This window comes from Nocardia glycosmidis (assembly GCF_052545115.1).
This window is the reverse complement of the sequence record NZ_JBQWRH010000007.1, coordinates 44,238-62,403: the sequence shown is the minus strand read 5'-3', so window position 1 is coordinate 62,403 and position 18,166 is coordinate 44,238. Positions and strand designations below refer to the sequence as shown.

Sequence of the window (18,166 nt, the reverse complement as noted above, 5' to 3'; positions counted from 1 at the left end):
TGCCCGCGTCCGGAGCGGCGGTCGCACGTGTGCCGATCAACGACCGAGAAGCTCGGGTAAATGGTCGAACCAGCCCAGCACCGCCCGCTCATAACGGATCCCGAAATCCAATGTGGCGCGGGCGAAAGTCGACATCGTCTCCGAACCTTCCGCGAGATACCGCGTGAGCCGCGCCTGATGGATTTCCCGATTGGCCGCGACGATGCCGTCGAGCTGCTGTCGATCCAGATGCTCGCCGAACGAAAGCGTGAGCAGCAGCGGCACCCGGATGGTCTCGCCGCCGGGATCGCGGGCCACCCATTCCAGGAACGCCACCCGTCCGGCGTCGGTGAGGTGATACGGCGTCCGTTCGCGCGCGCCGGTCTCGCCTTTCTCGACCAGTCCCGCCGCGTCCATGGCGGCCAGTTCCCGATAGACCTGACTCTGCGTGATCGTCCAGAAGTCGCCGATCCGGTCTTGCGCCTCGGACACCAGATCCCACCCCGACATGGGACCTTCGTGCAGAAACCCGAGCAATGACGCCGCCGTGGAGTTCAGCGGCTTGCGTGTGGTCGCGGTATCGGTCAACGACTGCTCCCTCCTGCTGAACATCCATAGTGGAATGTTACTGGAACGGTGCAGCTACCTGCTGCCGGCGAACCGGTCGAGCCGGGCAAGCACCTCCGTCATACCCTGTTCCAGCCGCGTCTGTCCCTGTTCCAAGCGGGCCTGCCCTTGTTCGAGGGCAGTGACACGGCGGCTCAGCTCGCCGACGTGCTCCCTTACTTCGCCGACGTTCTGCCGGAATCCGTTGACGTCTTGGTGTAGCGCGCCGATGTTCTGCCGGATATCGCCGACGTTCTCCCCGAGTCCGCCCAGCGTCTCCCGGATTTCGCGGACGTCTCGATGAAGTCCGCCGACGTCCTGACGAAGCTGGATGACGGCCTTGCCGATAGTCTCCGTGCGCTGATCGAGCCGGTCGATGCCGTCGAGCGCTTTGCGGGTGAGCGCGGCGACCTCCCCCAGCACATCACCCTGCTCATCGAGTGTCTGCTCGCTTGCGGTGGCCCGGGCCTCCAGTGCTCGCGCGCGCAACGCCAACTCCCCAAGTGTCGCGGCCACATTCCCTCCCATCGTCGATGCGTCAGGAGATCCTACGCGTTGCCGGCCACCGCGTCGCGTGCCCTGCCGTAGCGTCGGGACGTGTAGACCTGCGTGCCCCGGGCGGTTTCGAGTGTTGTCGTAGTGGACGCGCCGATGATCAGCAGCGTGCGCATATCCACCTGCGCGGGGTCGAGATCGCCGAGCGTCACCACGGAGACCGATTCGGTCGGCCCACCCACGTCCCGCCCGACGACGACGGGTGTATCGGGCTTGCGGTGCTCCAGCAGCAGATCCCGCATCGCGGCGACCTGCCAGGTGCGCTGCGAGGACGCCGGGTTGTAGACCGCGATGGCCATGTCGGCCGCCGCTACGGCGGAAAGGCGTTGTGCCACGGTCTCCCAGGGCTTGAGCCGATCGGACAGCGAGATCATGGCGTAGTCGTGCCCGAGTGGCGCGCCGACCCGGCTCGCCACCGCGTTGGCCGCGGTGAGCCCGGGAAGCACCCGCACCGGCACCTCGCGCCACTGCGGGTCGGCGGATTCCTCCAGCACGGCCGCCGCCATCGCGAAGACGCCAGGGTCACCCGAGGACACGACCACCACTCGCGCGCCCCGCTTGGCCAGATCCAAGGCCATGGTGGCGCGCTCGGACTCCACCCGGTTGTCGCTGGCGTGGCGACGCTGGCCGGGTCGCTGCGGCACCCGGTTCAAGTAAGTGGTGTAGCCGACCAGATCGGTGGCGTCCGCCAGCGCCGCCCGCACCTCGTCGGTGGTCCACTCCGGTGCGCCGGGACCCAGTCCCACCACAACGACCTGGCCGCCCCGTTCGGTCGTTGCCGCATTGTCCATCCGCGGGCGGGCAGCCGGATTCGTCTCGACGTGCGGCAGCGGTGTCGACGGTTGCGGACCCGGAACGAGGATGATGGAGAAATAGGGGACCTCGGCCGCATCGACTGCGTCGGCGTTCCGGACGCGCTGCTCGGCCGTGCTCGCGCGCTCGACGTAGTACGCGCCGGAAAGCCGGCCGGAATCGTAGAGCGCTTGGCGCACACCGGGATAGGTGCGGCCGAGTTTCATGATCGCGGCGGCGTCGGTCGCCTCGAGCCGCCGGGTGAGTTCGTCCACCGGCATGGTTCCCGGCAGCACGGTGAGCACCTGCTCGCCCTCGACCAGTGGGGCGCCCAACGCGGCCGACGCCGCGCTGACCGACGTGACACCCGGGATGATCTCGGTCTCGAATCGGTCGGCCAGTCGCCGGTGCATGTGCATGTAGGAGCTATAGAACAGCGGGTCGCCCGCGGCGAGCAGCGCGACCGATCGGCCCGCGGCCAGGTGCGCGGCCAGCCGCTCGGCGGCCTGTTCGTAGAACTCATCGATAGCGCCTTGGTAGCCGCCGGGATGGTCGGTGGTCTCGGTGGTCACCGGGTACACGAGGTGCTCCTCGAGTTGGCCGGGGCGCAGGTACGGCGCCGCGATGCGGCGAGAGATACTGCGACCGTGGCGTGCGCTGTGGAAAGCGATGACGTCGGCCATCCCGATCACCTTGGCGGCCTTGACCGTCACCAGCTCGGGATCGCCGGGGCCGAGTCCCACGCCCCACAATTTGCCCGGAACGCTCATTCCTGTTCGCTCGCAATCGCGTTCAACGCCGACGCGGTGATCGCGCTGCCGCCGCGCCGGCCGCGAACCGTGAGGTACTCGATGCCGCCCGCCGCGATCAGCGCGTCCTTGGATTCGGCGGCGCCGACGAATCCGACGGGGATGCCGAGGACGGCGGCGGGCCGGGGCGCGCCCGCTTTCAGCAGATCCAGCAGATGAAACAACGCCGTTGGCGCGTTGCCGATCGCGACGACCGCCCCCTCCAGTCGGTCGCGCCACAGTTCGAGCGCCGCGGCGGAGCGGGTAGTGCCCAGCGTCGCGGCCAATTCCGGGACGCGCGGATCGGCGAGAGTACACACCACCGCGTTGCCGGCGGGCAGTCGTTTCCTGGTCACACCGGAGGCGACCATGGTCGCGTCACACAGAATCGGTGCGCCCGCACGCAGCGCCGCTCGCGCCGCGGCGACGACGCCGGACGAGAAGGCGATGTCCGCGGCGAGATCCACCTGACCGCAACCGTGGATCATCCGCACCACCACCTGCGCCACGTCCGGCGGGAACCTCCTCAGATCGGCCTCGGCGCGGATCGTCGCGAACGAGCGGCGGTAGATCTCGGCTCCGTCGGTCAGGTAGCCGGCACGTACATCGGACATGCGATCCACCCTATGGGTGCGAGTCCGGACCGGGCGCTGCGGGTTGCGGGGGACACAGCGCGCGGGCTCGGCCTGCTCGGCAGGATGACGCCGCCCGCTCAGGTTCGCGGACGCTCCAGGATCCGGGACATGACGATCGAACTCCGAGTGCGCCCGACGCGCGCGTTCTCCCGGATCCGCTCCACAGTCACCTCGATCTCGGCCATGTCGGTGGCCATCACGTGGACCAGCGCGTCGGCCTCGCCCGCGATGGTCCAGACGCCGACCACCTGCGGGATCGGTTCCAGACTGCGTTTCAATTCGGCAGGGGAGATGTTGTCGCGGTAGTAGACCTCGACGTACGCCTCGGTCCGCCAGCCCAGCGCGGCCGGATTGACCAGCGCGGTGAACCCGGTGATCTGCTTGTTCGCGACCAACCGGTCGACCCGCCGTTTCACCGCGGGCGCGGACAGCCCGACCGCGTTGCCGATCTCCTGGAACGAGGCCCGCGCGTATTTCAGCAGTTGTTCGAGAATCCGCCGATCGAGGTCGTCCACGGCGCACTCCTGGCTCTCGTGCAATATCGATCATGCAATGAACGATCGATTTCCGGTTGAAATACGCAATGAATCGTTGTTTCCGACGCAATAGTAGTCGACTTACTGTCGTATCAGCTGAAGTCCGTGCTGACCTCCGGGAGTTTCGTTGACCTCTGTAGCCACCCGCCAGGTCGAGACCGCCGCCCGCCGTTCGTCGCCGCGCCGGTTCGTCATGTGCCGACCCGATTTCTTCGAGGTCACCTATTCGATCAACCCCTGGATGAATCCTGCCGAGTCCGTCGACCGCGACCTCGCGATCGAACAGTGGGAGACGCTGCGCGCTACCTATCAGGAATACGGGCACACGGTCGAGGTGGTGCCGGGCATCCCGGGCCTGCCCGACATGGTGTTCGCCGCCAACAGCGGTTTGATCGTCGGTGACCGGGCGATGTCGGCCCGCTTCACGCATCCGGAACGCGCCGCCGAAGGCCCGGCCTACCACCGATGGTTCGCCCGGGCCGGGCTGCCGAATCTGGTCGCCGCCGCGGAACTGAACGAAGGTGAAGGTGATTTCCTGCTGGTCGGTGATCGGCTCTTGGCGGGTATGGGTTTCCGCAGTTCGCGCGCGGCGCATGCGGAGGTATCGCGCCACTTCGGTCTGCCTGTGGTGTCGTTGGAATTGGTCGATCCGCGCTTCTATCACCTGGATACGGTGTTGCTTCCGCTGGACGGCGGCACCATCGCCTACTACCCGCCCGCCTTCAGCCCGGCCGCTCGCGCGATTCTCACCGAGCTCTACCCCGGGGCCGTCGTAGCCACCGACGCGGACGCGGCGGTACTCGGATTGAACGGCGTCTGCGACGGGATCAACGTTTTCCTCAGCCGCCACGCGACCGAGCTGAGCGATGTCCTGCGTGCCCGCGGCTACCACCCGGTGGGGATCGAGATGTCCGAACTGATCAAGGCGGGCGGAGCCGTGAAATGCTGCACCCTCGAGATCCACGGAGGGTAACCCGGCCGCCCGGTTCCGCGGTGCCGACGCGATCACCCGCCGCTGGTCACTCGATGCGATAGCCCTGATCGGTCGCGACGATATCGATGACCTCGCCTCGCGGGCGGCCGCAGCGGCGGTCGCAACCGGACCAATGCTGACGCCCGGCCACCGAGATATCGGTGGCAGCCATCGGCGGTTCCGGGGCCGGGTGGTGCGCAGAGTTCTCCGGCTCTGCCGACGCGGATTTCGGGCCTCCCGTGCCGACCCCGAGGGTCGCAGGCAGTACCCGACCCGTGTCGACCGCGTCGGACACATCGGCCCGCACATCGGTATGCGATTTCGCGCAACCGGGCTGCCCGGCACAGGCGCTGACCAGCAGCCATGGCGAGTCGGCGTCGAAGATCAAACCCATCGGGGCCAGCGCTCGCACAACCTGTTCGGCGGCCCACTCCGCCAGGTCCGGCACCACCAGGCCGCGCCACGGCGTGACGAAGATCGGTCGCTCGACGGCGGCCAGGAACTCGGCGGTGCGGGCGGGCAGGCGTCCGAGGCGCACACCGGCGCCGAGGCTGACCAACCCGTCGTCCTGCTCCAGCCAGCCGATCGGAAGGCTGTGCGCCACAGGCATTTCGAGTCGATCGGCGACGGGTGCGAGCCCGAGGATATCGACTACGCGATCGGCGCCGTGTTCGATGTCGTGCAACCGCCAGCGGCCCGGGTCGTCGCCGCGTAGCGCCAGAAAGGCGTGGGCTGCGGCGAGCATGACATCGACCGCGTCGGCGGCGGGGAGCCGGACGCCGGTGTCGCGGCTCGTCAGCAGCAACGCGAACTCGTCCGCGCCGACGGCGTGCACACCGATATCGGCGCCGAGTCCGCTGACGTCGCCGCGACCGTCATCGAGGGTGAACAGCACCCGGCCGGGCAAGTCGGCGAGCCGAGGCGCGGCGAGCAGCCCGGCGTCCAGCGCGGACACCAGTGCCCGCACGTCCGATCGGCCGCCGATTCGTCCGGACAGCGGCGAGGCGATGATATTGCGCACCCGCTCATGAGTGTGGCTGGGCAAGAGGCCCGCCGCGGCCAGTCGTTGGGTCAACCGCTGCGCGTCGCGGACCTGCCGCAGTTGGACATTGCCGCGAGAAGTGAATTCGATGTGCCCGTCCGCAAGGTCGCGGGCCGCCTCCGCCAGCTCCTGCACCTGGGCGGGGTCGAGTCGCCCACCGGGCACCCGGATCCGCGCCAGCGGCCCGTCGGCAGCCTCGTGCAGCCGCAGCACACCCGGACAGGAATCAGGAACACCTCGTGTCATAGCGAGTCCAGCCTACGGACCGCAGGCACGGCACCCTCGAGCCGGACCTGGGTGGCGGGTAGCATCGGCGTGCTCGGCGGACGACGAGGAAACCGGTGGAAATCCGGTGCGGTCGCGCCACTGTAGAAAAGCCAGACCCTCGCCGACGAGCAGCGAACCCCCCGATGGGCGCGTCACCCGAGGAAGGCTGCCACCGTGATTGTGCTGTTGTCCACGTCCGACACCGATCTGCTGAGTGCCCGCGCCAGCGGCGCCGACTACCGGTGGGGCAATCCGGCCCGCCTGCTGGTCGATGATCTACCCCAGCTACTGGACGGCGCCGATCTGGTGATCGTGCGCATTCTCGGCGGTAAGCGGGCGTGGGAGGACGGGCTGGCGGCGCTGCGTGCCAGCGGCGTCCCCCTGGTCGCACTCGGTGGCGAGCTCGCTCCGGATGCCGAGCTGATGGAATGCTCCACCGTGCCCGGCGGCGTCGCGGCCGACGCGCACAACTACCTCGCCGCCGGCGGCCCGGAAAACCTGCGCCAGCTGCACAACTTCCTGTCCGACACCGTGCTGCTCACCGGGCACGGCTTCGAGCCGCCGGTCCAGCTGCCGGCCTGGGGTGAATGGGACCGGGTCGCCGCGCCGCCGGGCGACGGCCCGACCGTCGCGGTGATCTACTACCGCGCACAGCATCTCGCGGGCAACACCGCCTACATCGAGGCCCTGTGCACCGCGATCGAACAGGCGGGCGCACGGGCGCTGCCGGTGTTCTGCGCGTCGCTGCGCAGCGCCGAACCCGAGCTCCTGGCGACCCTGCGCCGGTCCGACGCACTGGTGGTGACTGTGCTTGCCGCGGGTGGCACCAAACCGGCCACCGCCTCCGCAGGCGGCGCGGACGAGGCGTGGGACGTCGGCGCGCTCGCCGACCTGGACGTGCCCATCGTGCAGGGCCTGTGCCTGACCACCGGCCGTGCTCAGTGGGAGGCCGATGACAACGGCCTGTCGCCGCTGGACGTCGCGACCCAGGTCGCGGTGCCGGAGTTCGACGGCCGGATCATCTCGGTCCCCTTCTCGTTCAAGGAATTCGACGCCGACGGGCTGTCCACGTATGTCCCGGACGCCGAGCGGGCAGCCCGCGTCGCAGGTATCGCGACCCGCTACGCGCGGCTGCGCCACATCCCGGCCGCGCGCAAGCGCGTCGCGATCATGCTGTCGGCCTACCCGACCAAGCACGCCCGTATCGGCAACGCTGTCGGTCTGGACACCCCGGCCAGCGCGATTCGCTTGCTCACCGAAATGCACGCCGCCGGCTACGATCTCGGTGCACCCGGCGAGGTCCCGGGCCTGGCAGAGCGCGACGGCGACGCCCTCATCCACGCCTTGATCGCCGCAGGCGGCCAAGATCCGGACTGGTTGACCTCCGAGCAGCTGGCGGGCAACCCGATCCGCATCGGCGCCACGACGTACGCCGCCTGGTTCGACTCCCTGCCCGGCGACCTGCGCGACGCCGTCGTCGAGGCATGGGGTCCACCGCCCGGCGAACTCTACGTCGACCGCTCGTCCGACCCGGACGGGGAGATCGTCATCGCCGCACTGCGTTTCGGCAATGTAGTGCTCATGGTGCAGCCGCCGCGCGGTTTCGGCGCGAACCCGGTCGCGATCTACCACGATCCCGACCTGCCGCCCAGCCACCACTATCTGGCCGCCTATCGGTGGCTCAGCGCCCCCGAGGGGTTCGCTGCCGACGCGATGGTGCATCTGGGAAAGCACGGAAACCTGGAGTGGCTGCCGGGCAAGACGCTGGGCATGTCGGCATCCTGCGGCACCGATGCGGCGCTGGGCGACCTACCGCTGATCTATCCGTTCCTGGTGAACGACCCGGGTGAGGGCACCCAGGCCAAGCGGCGTGCGCACGCCACCCTCGTCGATCACTTGATCCCGCCGATGGCCCGCGCCGAAAGCTACGGCGACATCGCGCGGCTGGAGCAGTTGCTCGATGAGCACGCCAATATCTCCGCACTCGACCCGGCCAAGCTCCCCGCCATCCGCCAGCAGATCTGGACGCTGATGCGGGCCGCCGAGATGGACCACGACCTCGGCCTCACCGAGCGCCCGGACGAGGAATCCTTCGACGACATGCTGTTGCACGTCGACGGTTGGCTGTGCGAGATCAAGGACGTCCAGATCCGCGACGGCTTGCACGTGCTCGGCCAGGCCCCTGCGGGCGAGGGGGAACTCGACCTGGTGCTGGCCATGCTGCGTGCGCGCCAGCTGTGGGGCGGTGAACGCACCATACCGGGCCTGCGCGAAGCACTCGGCCTCGACGAGGCCGGCAATGAGGCGCGCGAGCGCGTCGACGCTGTGGAAGACAGCGCCCGCGCACTCGTCGCGGCATTGCAGACGGCGCAATGGTCGCCGGAAGCGGTCGACGGCATCACCGCCGATCCCGAAGTCCGCCGGGTACTGCGGTTCGCGGCGACCGAGGTGGTGCCGCGGCTACGGCAGACCGGCCTGGAGCTGGAGCGGGTGCTGCACGCGCTCGACGGTGGGTTCATCCCCGCGGGCCCGAGCGGTTCGCCGCTTCGCGGCTTGATCAACGTCTTGCCGACCGGGCGCAACTTCTATTCGGTCGACCCCAAGGCCGTACCGTCGCGGCTGGCTTGGGAGACCGGCCAGGCCATGGCGGAATCGCTGCTGGACCGGTATCGGGCCGACCATGGTGAATACCCCCGGTCGGTCGGTCTCTCGGTCTGGGGCACTTCCGCCATGCGCACCTCGGGCGACGACATCGCCGAAGTCCTTGCCCTGCTGGGTGTCCGGCCGGTCTGGGACGAGGCGAGCCGTCGGGTCAGCACGCTCGAGGTGATCTCGCTCGCGGAACTGGGCCGCCCCCGCGTCGATGTCACCATCCGCATCAGCGGCTTCTTCCGCGACGCCTTCCCACACGTATTGGCCTTGCTGGACGACGCGGTCCGCCTCGTCGCCGGCTTGGACGAGCCGCGCGAATCGAACTACGTGCGCGCGCACGCCGACGCGGATCTGTCCGAACACGGCGACCAACGGCGCGCCACCACCCGGATCTTCGGCTCCAAACCGGGCACCTACGGTGCGGGTCTACTGGAGCTGATCGATTCGAAGAGCTGGCGTTCCGACGACGATCTCGCCGAGGTGTACACCACCTGGGGCGGCTACGCCTACGGCCGCGATCTGGACGGCGTGCCCGCCGCGGCGGACATGCGCGGTGCGTACCGTCGAATCGCGGTGGCCGCGAAGAACACCGACACCCGTGAGCACGACATCGCCGATTCGGACGACTATTTCCAGTTCCACGGCGGTATGGTCGCCACCGTCCGCGCCCTGACCGGCAAGAACCCGCAGGCCTACATCGGCGACAGTTCCCGGCCCGACGCGGTGCGCACTCGGACACTGTCGGAGGAGACCGCGCGGGTGTTCCGAGCCCGCGTGGTGAACCCGCGGTGGCTGGAGGCCATGCGCAGGCACGGCTACAAGGGCGCGTTCGAGATGGCGGCGACCGTCGACTATTTGTTCGGCTACGACGCCACCACCAACGTCGTGGCGGACTGGATGTACGAGAAACTCACGGAAAGTTATGTTTTCGACGACGTGAACCGTAAGTTCATGGAGCAGTCGAACCCCTGGGCGCTGCACGGCATTGCCGAGCGGCTGCTGGAGGCCGCCGAACGGAAACTCTGGGAGCATCCCGAACCGGAAACGCTCAACCGGTTGCGCCAGGTCTACCTCGAGACCGAAGGCGAACTGGAGTAGCGGGCCTCGTCCGCCGCGAACTGGTCGCACGAACAACGAAATACTCGACCTTGCAAGACATTTCGGGCATCTGCGGCGTTTGTGAAATAATCATGCAGAATGCCTATGATTGGTAGGATTTCACGGCTGTACCCACGTAACGACAGTTCGAATCTGCTGAGGATGGGATGGCTCATGAAGCTCAGAAAAGTGGTTGCGACCACGCTGCTGACCATTGCCGCCACCGGCGTCACGGCGGCTACCGCGTACGGCCAGGCGGAGGTCTCCGGCCCCGCGATCAGTGGCGTCGACCGCGGTGCCGCCTACACCGCGACGGTCGCGCCGGACCGGTCGAGTGCGACGGTCACGCTCACTTCCGGAGAGTTCGCCCTGACGCCGGACGGAATCTCGGTGCTCGCGCCGGACGGTGAGGTGGTCGCGCAGGTGCCGACTACCGTCCAGAGTGTGCTCGGCCAGCACGTCCAGGTGTTCCCGGAGATCGATGCGGCCGCTACGACCTTGACATTGACGCCGGTCGGAGCCGCGATTCCGGAGCCGGGTGCGCCGCGGTTCATCGGTGACCCGCAGGCCACGTTGGGAGGTGTGGCGCTCGGCTGCGCCATAGGGGCGGCGATCGGCCTCATCTTCTTGCTCGTCGGGGTCTTCCCCGGCTGCGTGGTCGGCGGACTCATCGGCGCTGCTGCGGGTGCGAGTCGCTAGTGCGCGGCTGAACGAGACGTTGGGGATCGGCCGCGCTCGGCCTGGTGTTGAGCGCGGCCGATCGCGTGTCGCGCGCGAATGGTCCCAGTGTTTCCCTGCCCACCGCGGACCTGCTGCGGTGCAGCGAACGAGACTCGGCCGCCACGGGCGCCTCCAGAATCCCGGGATCGATGACCGGCATCCGCTCAGGGACGGGGCTAGCGCTAGCCGGTCTGTGTCATGCACGGCTCGACGGCGAAGTCGAGGCCGAAGTTGTTCAAGGTCACCGGCATCGGCGCGTCCGGGTGGGGCCGCGGGGTGGACCGCAGCCGAAAGTCCGCCGCGGTCAGCAGATGCGCGAGCAGCGTGCTGGTGACGAAGAGAACCAGGTTGCGGCCCGGGCAGTCCGCCGGGCCCGCGCTGAACGGCACGAGTTGCGGGTACTGCTCCGCTCGGCCGTCGAGCCAGATCTCCGGGACGAATGTGTCGGCGAACGGCAGCAGTTCGGCGTCCCGGTGGAAGGCCGGTACTGCGATCATCAGCGCTGCCCCCGCCGCGATGGTGAATCGTTCATCGCCGTCACGCCACTGCGTGTCGGCCGTGATGTCGCGCAGCAGCATCGGCGTGGTCGGCCACAGCCGCACCGACTCCAGGACGCAGGCGCGCAGGTAACCGCGGACCTCGACACGTTCGGGATCGGCGGCGTCGTCGATCGCGCGGGCATGATGCTGTGGATGGGTGCTGAGCACCGCCAGCACGCGGCTGAGCGCGATACCCGCGGCGTCGAAGGCGAACAGCCAGTGCGGAATCTGTCCGACCGGGTCGACGGCGCCGCCCGCGGGTACCGCGGCCAGCGCACCGGCGAGACTGTCGGGTGCAGCGGATTCCACGTGCCGGTAGAGGCGGTTGGTGAACTGGTCACGCTGCCTGCGATGGGCCGGGGCGAGGAACGACCAGTTGCCCGCCGACCGTAGCCGGGCGAGTTCGTCGGTGAGTACGGTATCGTCGCGGCCTCGTTCGCCGAGCACGATCCGCCGGACCAGTCGCCACCACTGCGTGGTGAACTGCCGCGCGTCCATGTGCCCGCGGTGCAGTGCCGACACGATCAGCTCCTGCGCCTCGTCGGCGATCGCCGCGGCGAAGGGCGCGGCGAGACGATGCAGTGACTCGCCACTGTCGAGCGCGGCCTCGTTCAACGCTCGGCGCTGCGCGCGGATCGGGCCGTCCGACAGCAGGACGCCGTGTGGCTGGAACTGCCGCATGGCGGCGCGTTTCTCCCGATTGGCGGGGTGGAAGGGGGTCGGCGCGTCGGCCAGCACCCTGGCGACGTCACCCGGGTCGAGAATCACCACGATCCGCCGTCCCGGCACCACCAGTTCGACCGGACCGGACCCGAATTCACGGCGCAGCTGCCGGACGCGCTCGATCGCACGGGAATCGGCCCCGGTGCGTTCCAAAAGGCCCAGCACCGGTCGGCGTCTCGCGATCACCCCGGATGCCACCGAGGCGAATCCGAGATCCGCCAATGCTGCCACCGCGGGCACTCCCACCAGTCGGTGTTCGCGGCTGTCTACCATCCGGCCTCCTCCCGGCGCGCTCGAGTCGGCACAATGCCGACCCCCGGTCAGGTACCCGAGAAAGCGCTGCTGAAACCGCAGATAGCTTTGTGCGGCGCCGACGCGACCGTCGACAGTGCCGAATCCCGTGCATAGTCGGGCGGCGACGTGAGCTGGATCGGTCTGCCCGCCGCTGCGCTGGGGATCACACGCAACCCGCCTGGATGGGCAGCTTCCGAGGCCACCACCGGACACGCATAGCGGCGAAGCCCAGCGGTCGGGTGGCCGTGATCACCTTCGCTGACCCCTGGCCCGGCGCCGGATTCTGCTGGGCCAAGGGGCAGCGGATGCTTCGCTGTGACAGCTTCGTTGGTCAGCGGAAGGCAGCGATACCGGTGAGTGCGCGGCCGATGCTGAGTGCGTGCATTTCTTCGGTGCCCTCGTAGGTGGCGACGGTCTCGAGGTTGTTCATGTGTCGCATGATGGTGTGATCGAGGGTGATGCCGGCTGCGCCGAGCATGCCGCGGGCGGTGCGGGCGATGTCGAGCGCGGTGCGGACGTTGGCGAGCTTGCCGTGGCTGACCTGCTCGGGGGTGATGCGGTGGCTGTCCTTGAGGCGGCCGAGCTGGGTGGCGGTGAGTGCGGCGTTGGTGAGGGCGATGGACATGTCGGCGAGCTTGCGCTGAGTGAGCTGGAAAGCGGCCAGCGGTTTGCCGAATTGGGTGCGGGCGAGGGTGTAGTTCAGGGCTTCGTCGAGGCAGGAGCGTGCCGCGCCGACAGCGCCCCAGAGGATGCCGTAGCGGGCCTCGTTGAGGCACGACAGCGGGCCTTTGAGGCCACGGACCTCGGGGAAGACGGCGGAGGCGGGCAGGCGGAGGTTGTCGAAGGTGAGTTCCGCGGTGAGCGAAGCGCGCAGGGAGAGCTTGCGCTTGATCTCGTGAGCGGCGAAGCCGGGGGTGTCGGTGGGAACGGCGAAACCGCGGATTCCTTCGTCGGTTTGGGCCCAGACGACGGCGACCTGGGCGATGGTGCCGTTGGTGATCCACATCTTCGATCCGTTGAGGATCCAGTCGTTGCCATCGCGCTTGGCGGTGGTGCGCATGGAGCCGGGGTCGCTACCGGCGTCGGCTTCGGTGAGGCCGAAGCAGCCGATGGCCTCGCCGGCGGCCATGCGGGGGAGCCATTCCTGGCGGTGTTCTTCGGTGCCCCAGCGGTGGATGGCGAACATGGCCAGCGAGCCCTGTACCGAGACGAGGCTGCGGAGCCCGGAGTCGACGGCTTCGAGTTCGCGGCAGGCGATGCCGTAGGCGGTGGCAGTCGTGCCGGCGCATCCGTAGCCCTCGAGGTGCATGCCGAGCAGGCCGAGTTTGCCGAGGCCGGGGGCGATGTCGGTGGGGATGCTGCCTTGGTCGTACCAGTCGGCGACGTAGGGTGCGAGTTCAGCGCGTGCGTAGTCGCGCACGGTCTCGCCGATGGCGCGCTCCTCGTCGGAGTACAGGCTGTCGATGTCGAGGAAGTCCAGGGACGTCATCATTGTCCTTTCCATGCGGGCGGGCGCCCGGCGTTGAATGCGGCGTGGAATTCGGCGTGGTCGTCGGTGGTCATGAGCAGGGCCTGGGTCATCGCGTCGAGTTCCATCGACGACGACAACGACATGTCCAACTCGCGAGTCAGCAGGGACTTCGTCTGGGCCAGCGCGAGGCTGGGGCCCGTGGCGATCCGGCCGGCGAGCGCGGCGACGGCGTCGTCGAGCTGCTCGTCGTCGACCAATTGCGAGACCAGGCCGTAGCGGTCCGCGGTCTCGGCGTCGATCGTGTCGCCGAGCATCAGCAGCGAGGTGGCCCGTCCGAGACCGACGACCCGGGGGAGCAGATACGCCGCGCCCATGTCACCGCCGGATAGTCCGACCTTGGTGAAGAGGAACGCGAAGCGTCCGGATCGTCCGACGATGCGGAAATCCGCGGCGAGAGCGATCACCGAGCCGGCGCCGGCAGCGATGCCCTGGATCTTGACGATGATCGGGATTGGGCACTCGCGCATCGCGCGGATGACGTCACCGGTCATCTTGGTGAACTGCATGAGTTCACCGGCCTTCATCTCGAGCAGCTCACCGATGATCTCGTTGACATCCCCGCCACCGCAGAACCCGCGGCCCTCGCCCTGGATCACCAGCACCTTCACGCCCTGGTGGTGCGGCAATTCGGCAAGCAGGTCGCGCAGGTCGGCATAGGACTCGAAGGTGAGCGGATTGAGCTTTTCCGGGCGGTTGAGGGTCACGGTGGCGACCGGACCGTCGACCGTGAAGTCGAAATGCTCCCACTTTGTGGTCAGCGGGACCGAAGCCCTGAAACGGGTCACGGGAGGTTCCTCTCTTTGAACAGCTCGCGGGCGATGATCGTGCGCTGTACTTCCGAGGCGCCTTCGTAGATACGAGGGGCGCGGACGTCGCGGTACAGGTGCTCGAGCAGGTGGCCGCGCTCGAGGGCGCGGGCACCGTGCAACTGCACGCACTGGTCCACGATCGTCTGCGCGGCCTCGGTCGCGAACAGTTTGGCCATGGCAGCGGATCGGGTGATCTCACCGCGCGATGCCCCGCCATCGTACGTGCGGGCCGCGGTGTAGACGAGCAGTCGCGCGGCCTCCAGTTGGGTGGCCAGATCCGCCAGCTTGTGGGCGACGGACTGCTGTGCGGCGAGCGGACCGCCGTAGGCCTGACGCGTGGACACATGGTCGAGGGTGGCGTCGATCGCGGACTGCGCCATGCCGACCGCGAAGGCGCCGACACTGGGGCGGAACAGGTCCAGGGTGCGCATCGCTACCTTGAAGCCGGCATCGAGCTCGCCGAGCACGTCACCCGGACCGACACGCACACCCTCGAAGCGAAGCCGCCCGATCGGATGCGGCGACAAGAGGTCCAAGTGTTCGCCGGACAGCCCGTCGGCGTCCCCGGCGACCGCGAATGCGGTGACCCCACGCGCGCCCGCACCCGCGGTGGTGCGGGCGAAAACGGTGTAGACGTCGGCCTCGGGAGCGTTGGAGATCCAGATCTTCTCGCCGTGCAAAAGCCAGCCGTCGCCGTCGCGTTCGGCCCGCAGGCCGAGGGCGGCGGCGTCGGAACCGGCCTCCGGTTCGGTCAGCGCGAACGCGGCTACCGTCTCGCCGCGGACCACGCCGGGAATCCAGCGCTCGACCGTCGCGGGCGTGCCGGACTGGAGAATCGGGTAACTTCCCAGCCCCTGCAGGGCGAGTGCGGTCTCGGCCTCGGCGGATACCCCCGCGATGGTCTCGCGGAGCAGACACAGCTGCATGGCCGCGGCATCGCGGGGTGGCTCGTCGGGCGACCCGCCGAACAGGCCGCGTAGGAGCCCGAGCTCGCCCATAGCGGCGAGCAGTGGCCGATTCACCCGGCCCTCGACGCTCTTGTCGACCAGGGGGAGCAGGTGGGTGACGGCCAGATCGTGAACCTGGCGTACATATTCCTGCTCAGCAGGGGTGCGAGTGGTCATCGGGCCGATCCTTCGGTGGGGCGCCAGCGGTTGTGCCGGGTAGTGGTGCTGCCTTCGCGGATCAGTTGGAGCCGGGGCTTGGGGCCGTCGGTGCGGCCGGTCTGGGGTTTACGCCGGCCCGCCTTCCAGGGGTCGGGCCATTGGATGCCGGGGCCTTGGTAGTCCTGCTCGGCGGCGGCATGCAGGGTCCAGTTGGGGTTGTAGAGGTGCACGCGGCCGAGGGCGCAGAGGTCGGCGCGGCCGGCGAGGAGGATGGAGTTGGCGTCGTCGTAGGAGGAGATGACACCAACGGCGATGGTGGGGATGTCGAGTGCGTGGCGGATCTTGTCGGCGAAGGGTGTTTGGTAGGAGCGGCCGAACGCGGGCTGCTCGTCGGGCGTGACCTGTCCGGTGGAGACGTGGATGGCGGCGGCCCCCGCGTCCTGGAAGGCGGCGGCGACGGTGACAGCGTCGTCGGCGGTGATTCCACCGTCGACCCAGTCGGTGGCCGAGATCCTGACGGTGACCGCGATCCGGTCCGAGACGGCGGCGCGGATGGCGTCGAAGATTTCCAGCGGGAAGCGCAGCCGCGCGGTCAGGTCGCCGCCGTACTGGTCGGTGCGGTGGTTGGTGATCGGGGAGATGAACGACGACAGCAGGTAGCCGTGGGCGCAGTGCAGTTCGATCAGGTCGAACCCTGCTTCGACGGCTCGGCGGGCCGCGTCGACGAATTGCTGAGTGATCTCGGCGAGGTCGTCGGTGCTCAGTTCCCGCGGGATCTGGTTGACACCCGGCTTGTACGGCAGTGGTGAGGGCGCTACGACCTCCCAGTTGCCGTCGGACAGCGGCTGGTCGATACCTTCCCACATCAGCCGGGTTGAGCCTTTGCGGCCGGAGTGGCCGATCTGGATGCCGACTTTCGCGGGTGTCTGGTCGTGCACGAAGTCGGTGAGCCGTCGCCACGCGGCGGTTTGCTCGTCGGTCCAGATCCCGGCGCAACCGGGGGTGATCCGGCCGATCTCGCTGACGCAGACCATTTCGGTCATGACCAGGCCGGCGCCGCCGAGGGCCTTACCACCGAGATGCACAAGGTGGAAGTCGTTCGGCACGCCGTCGGTGGCGCGGTAGGTGTCCATGGGGGAGACCATGATCCGGTTGATCAGTTCCACCGGGCCGAGCCGGAAGGGCTGGAACATCGGGGGAGTGTCGGGTCGGTGGTCGGGGTGCTGGGCGGCGAACCAGGAGTTGATCCGGGCGACGAACTCCGGGTCACGCAGTTGCAGGTTTTCGTAGGTGACGCGCCGGCTGCGGGTCATGATGTTGAACGCGAACTGCTGCGGGTCCTGCTCGGTGTACTGGCTCAGGTTCTCGAACCATTCCAGGCTGGCTTGCGCCGCGCGCTGGGTGGACAGCACCACCGCCTTGCGTTCGGTCGCGTACTCGGCCAGCGCGGCGTCCACGGTGGGGTGTTCGTGCAGGCACGCAGCCAACGACAAGGCGTCTTCCATCGCCAGTTTGGTGCCCGAACCGATCGAGAAGTGCGCGGTGTGCGCGGCATCACCCAGCAGGACCACGTTGCCGTGGCGCCAGTTCTGGTTACGCACCGTGGTGAAGTTGATCCACCGGGAGTTGTTGGCCATCACCTCGTGGCCATCGAGCACATCGGCGAACAACTCCTTGACCCGCTCGATGGACTTCTCATCCGACTCCCCGGGCGCGAACTCCCCCGCGGCGAACACGTCGAACCCCGCCGCCCGCCATACCTGCTCGGTCATCTCCACGATGAACGTGCTGCCGTGGGCATCGAACGGATACCCATGCACCTGCATCACCCCGAACGGGGTTTCGCGGATGTAGAACTTGAACGCGTCGAACACCTTGTCGGTGCCCAACCACATGTACTTGCTCGCCCGCTGGTCCAGACTCGGCCCGAACGACTCGGGGTACTTATTGCGGACCACCGAATTCAGGCCATCGGAAGCCACCACCAGATCATGCGTGGCCGCCAACGTCTCCACATCCGGCGCCACGGTCTGGAAATGTACTGTTACACCCAGCTCCGCACACCGTTGCTGCAGAATCTCCAGCAACCGCTTGCGGCTCATCGCCGCGAAGCCATGGCCCCCGCTGGTGATCACCTCATCCCGGAAATGCACATCGATGTCGTCCCAGCGGGCGAACTCCTGCTCCATCCGCTGGTAGATCAGCGGATCCGCATGCTCGATGCCACCCAGCGTCTCATCGGAGAACACCACTCCGAACCCGAACGTGTCATCCGCGGCGTTCCGCTCCCACACCGTGATCTCATGATCCGGCCCCAGTTGCTTGGCCAGAGCCGAGAAATACAGGCCACCGGGGCCTCCACCGATGACTGCAATACGCATACTCGCCTCCTGGCCGATCCGATAATGACCGAACTATATAACGCACTTTCAACTACCGTCAATTTTGCGACATAAGGCTTCCCGAGGGTGCCAACGACCACGCAGTATGCGGCGACCTATCCGCAGAAGGCGGACTCGAT

14 protein-coding genes and 1 riboswitch are annotated in these 18,166 nt (G+C 68.1%); of the genes, 3 read left to right on the top strand and 11 right to left on the bottom strand.

The annotated features are described in order from the left end of the window. Window positions 1-36: 36 nt before the first annotated feature. The 5 genes from ACT86A_RS10945 to ACT86A_RS10925 all read right to left on the bottom strand — a co-directional run bounded on the left by ACT86A_RS10945 (window position 37) and on the right by ACT86A_RS10925 (window position 3,870). Window positions 37-591: a PadR family transcriptional regulator gene (locus tag ACT86A_RS10945; protein ID WP_445091947.1), complete on the bottom strand. Its 555-nt coding sequence runs from the start codon at window positions 589-591 to the stop codon at window positions 37-39. Window positions 592-621: 30 nt separating this feature from the next. After that, window positions 622-1,101, bottom strand: a complete 480-nt coding sequence (locus tag ACT86A_RS10940; RefSeq protein ID WP_445091946.1) for a hypothetical protein — start codon at window positions 1,099-1,101, stop codon at window positions 622-624. 32 nt (window positions 1,102-1,133) lie between these two features. Next, window positions 1,134-2,702: a precorrin-3B C(17)-methyltransferase gene (cobJ, locus tag ACT86A_RS10935; protein ID WP_445091945.1), complete on the bottom strand. Its 1,569-nt coding sequence runs from the start codon at window positions 2,700-2,702 to the stop codon at window positions 1,134-1,136. Then, window positions 2,699-3,334 carry a precorrin-8X methylmutase gene (locus tag ACT86A_RS10930; protein WP_445091944.1) on the bottom strand — a complete coding sequence of 212 codons (636 nt, stop codon included), beginning with the start codon at window positions 3,332-3,334 and terminating at the stop codon, window positions 2,699-2,701. The genes cobJ and ACT86A_RS10930 overlap by 4 nt, the downstream gene beginning before the upstream one ends. 98 nt (window positions 3,335-3,432) lie before the next feature. After that, window positions 3,433-3,870 (bottom strand): Lrp/AsnC family transcriptional regulator, encoded by a 438-nt coding sequence (locus tag ACT86A_RS10925; RefSeq protein WP_445091943.1) that lies wholly within the window; start codon window positions 3,868-3,870, stop codon window positions 3,433-3,435. A gap of 148 nt (window positions 3,871-4,018) precedes the next feature. Between ACT86A_RS10925 and ddaH the strand changes: the two genes are divergently transcribed. Continuing rightward, complete coding sequence (gene ddaH / locus ACT86A_RS10920) at window positions 4,019-4,864, top strand: dimethylargininase (protein WP_445091942.1); 846 nt, start codon at window positions 4,019-4,021, stop codon at window positions 4,862-4,864. Window positions 4,865-4,910: 46 nt separating this feature from the next. Here the strand turns inward: ddaH and ACT86A_RS10915 are convergent, their stop codons facing one another. Further along, window positions 4,911-6,152 (bottom strand): ferredoxin-like domain-containing protein, encoded by a 1,242-nt coding sequence (locus ACT86A_RS10915; protein ID WP_445091941.1) that lies wholly within the window; start codon window positions 6,150-6,152, stop codon window positions 4,911-4,913. 32 nt (window positions 6,153-6,184) lie between these two features. Further along, window positions 6,185-6,313: riboswitch (cobalamin riboswitch) on the top strand. 34 nt (window positions 6,314-6,347) lie between these two features. Here ACT86A_RS10915 and cobN point away from each other — a divergent pair. Together cobN and ACT86A_RS10905 are read left to right on the top strand one after the other, a co-directional pair. Further along, window positions 6,348-9,923 carry a cobaltochelatase subunit CobN gene (gene cobN, locus ACT86A_RS10910; RefSeq protein WP_445091940.1) on the top strand — a complete coding sequence of 1,192 codons (3,576 nt, stop codon included), beginning with the start codon at window positions 6,348-6,350 and terminating at the stop codon, window positions 9,921-9,923. Window positions 9,924-10,097: 174 nt separating this feature from the next. Continuing rightward, window positions 10,098-10,622 carry a DUF8020 domain-containing protein gene (locus ACT86A_RS10905; protein WP_445091939.1) on the top strand — a complete coding sequence of 175 codons (525 nt, stop codon included), beginning with the start codon at window positions 10,098-10,100 and terminating at the stop codon, window positions 10,620-10,622. A gap of 203 nt (window positions 10,623-10,825) precedes the next feature. On the opposite strand, the gene ACT86A_RS10900 is transcribed toward ACT86A_RS10905, so the two are convergent. The 5 genes from ACT86A_RS10900 to ACT86A_RS10880 all read right to left on the bottom strand — a co-directional run bounded on the left by ACT86A_RS10900 (window position 10,826) and on the right by ACT86A_RS10880 (window position 18,026). Continuing rightward, on the bottom strand, window positions 10,826-12,178 hold the full coding sequence (locus tag ACT86A_RS10900; RefSeq protein WP_445091938.1) for a cytochrome P450: 1,353 nt from the start codon (window positions 12,176-12,178) through the stop codon (window positions 10,826-10,828). 352 nt (window positions 12,179-12,530) lie between these two features. Next, window positions 12,531-13,691 (bottom strand): acyl-CoA dehydrogenase family protein, encoded by a 1,161-nt coding sequence (locus tag ACT86A_RS10895; RefSeq protein ID WP_445091937.1) that lies wholly within the window; start codon window positions 13,689-13,691, stop codon window positions 12,531-12,533. Then, a complete protein-coding gene (locus ACT86A_RS10890; protein WP_445091936.1) occupies window positions 13,688-14,515 on the bottom strand; it encodes an enoyl-CoA hydratase family protein in 828 nt (275 codons plus the stop codon). The genes ACT86A_RS10895 and ACT86A_RS10890 overlap by 4 nt, the downstream gene beginning before the upstream one ends. Further along, the gene (locus tag ACT86A_RS10885) at window positions 14,512-15,663 is read right to left on the bottom strand and encodes an acyl-CoA dehydrogenase family protein (RefSeq protein WP_445091935.1); all 1,152 of its coding nucleotides are present in this window, start codon (window positions 15,661-15,663) and stop codon (window positions 14,512-14,514) included. The genes ACT86A_RS10890 and ACT86A_RS10885 overlap by 4 nt, the downstream gene beginning before the upstream one ends. Beyond that, window positions 15,660-18,026, bottom strand: a complete 2,367-nt coding sequence (locus ACT86A_RS10880) for a bifunctional salicylyl-CoA 5-hydroxylase/oxidoreductase (protein ID WP_445091934.1) — start codon at window positions 18,024-18,026, stop codon at window positions 15,660-15,662. The genes ACT86A_RS10885 and ACT86A_RS10880 overlap by 4 nt, the downstream gene beginning before the upstream one ends. Window positions 18,027-18,166 lie beyond the last annotated feature (140 nt).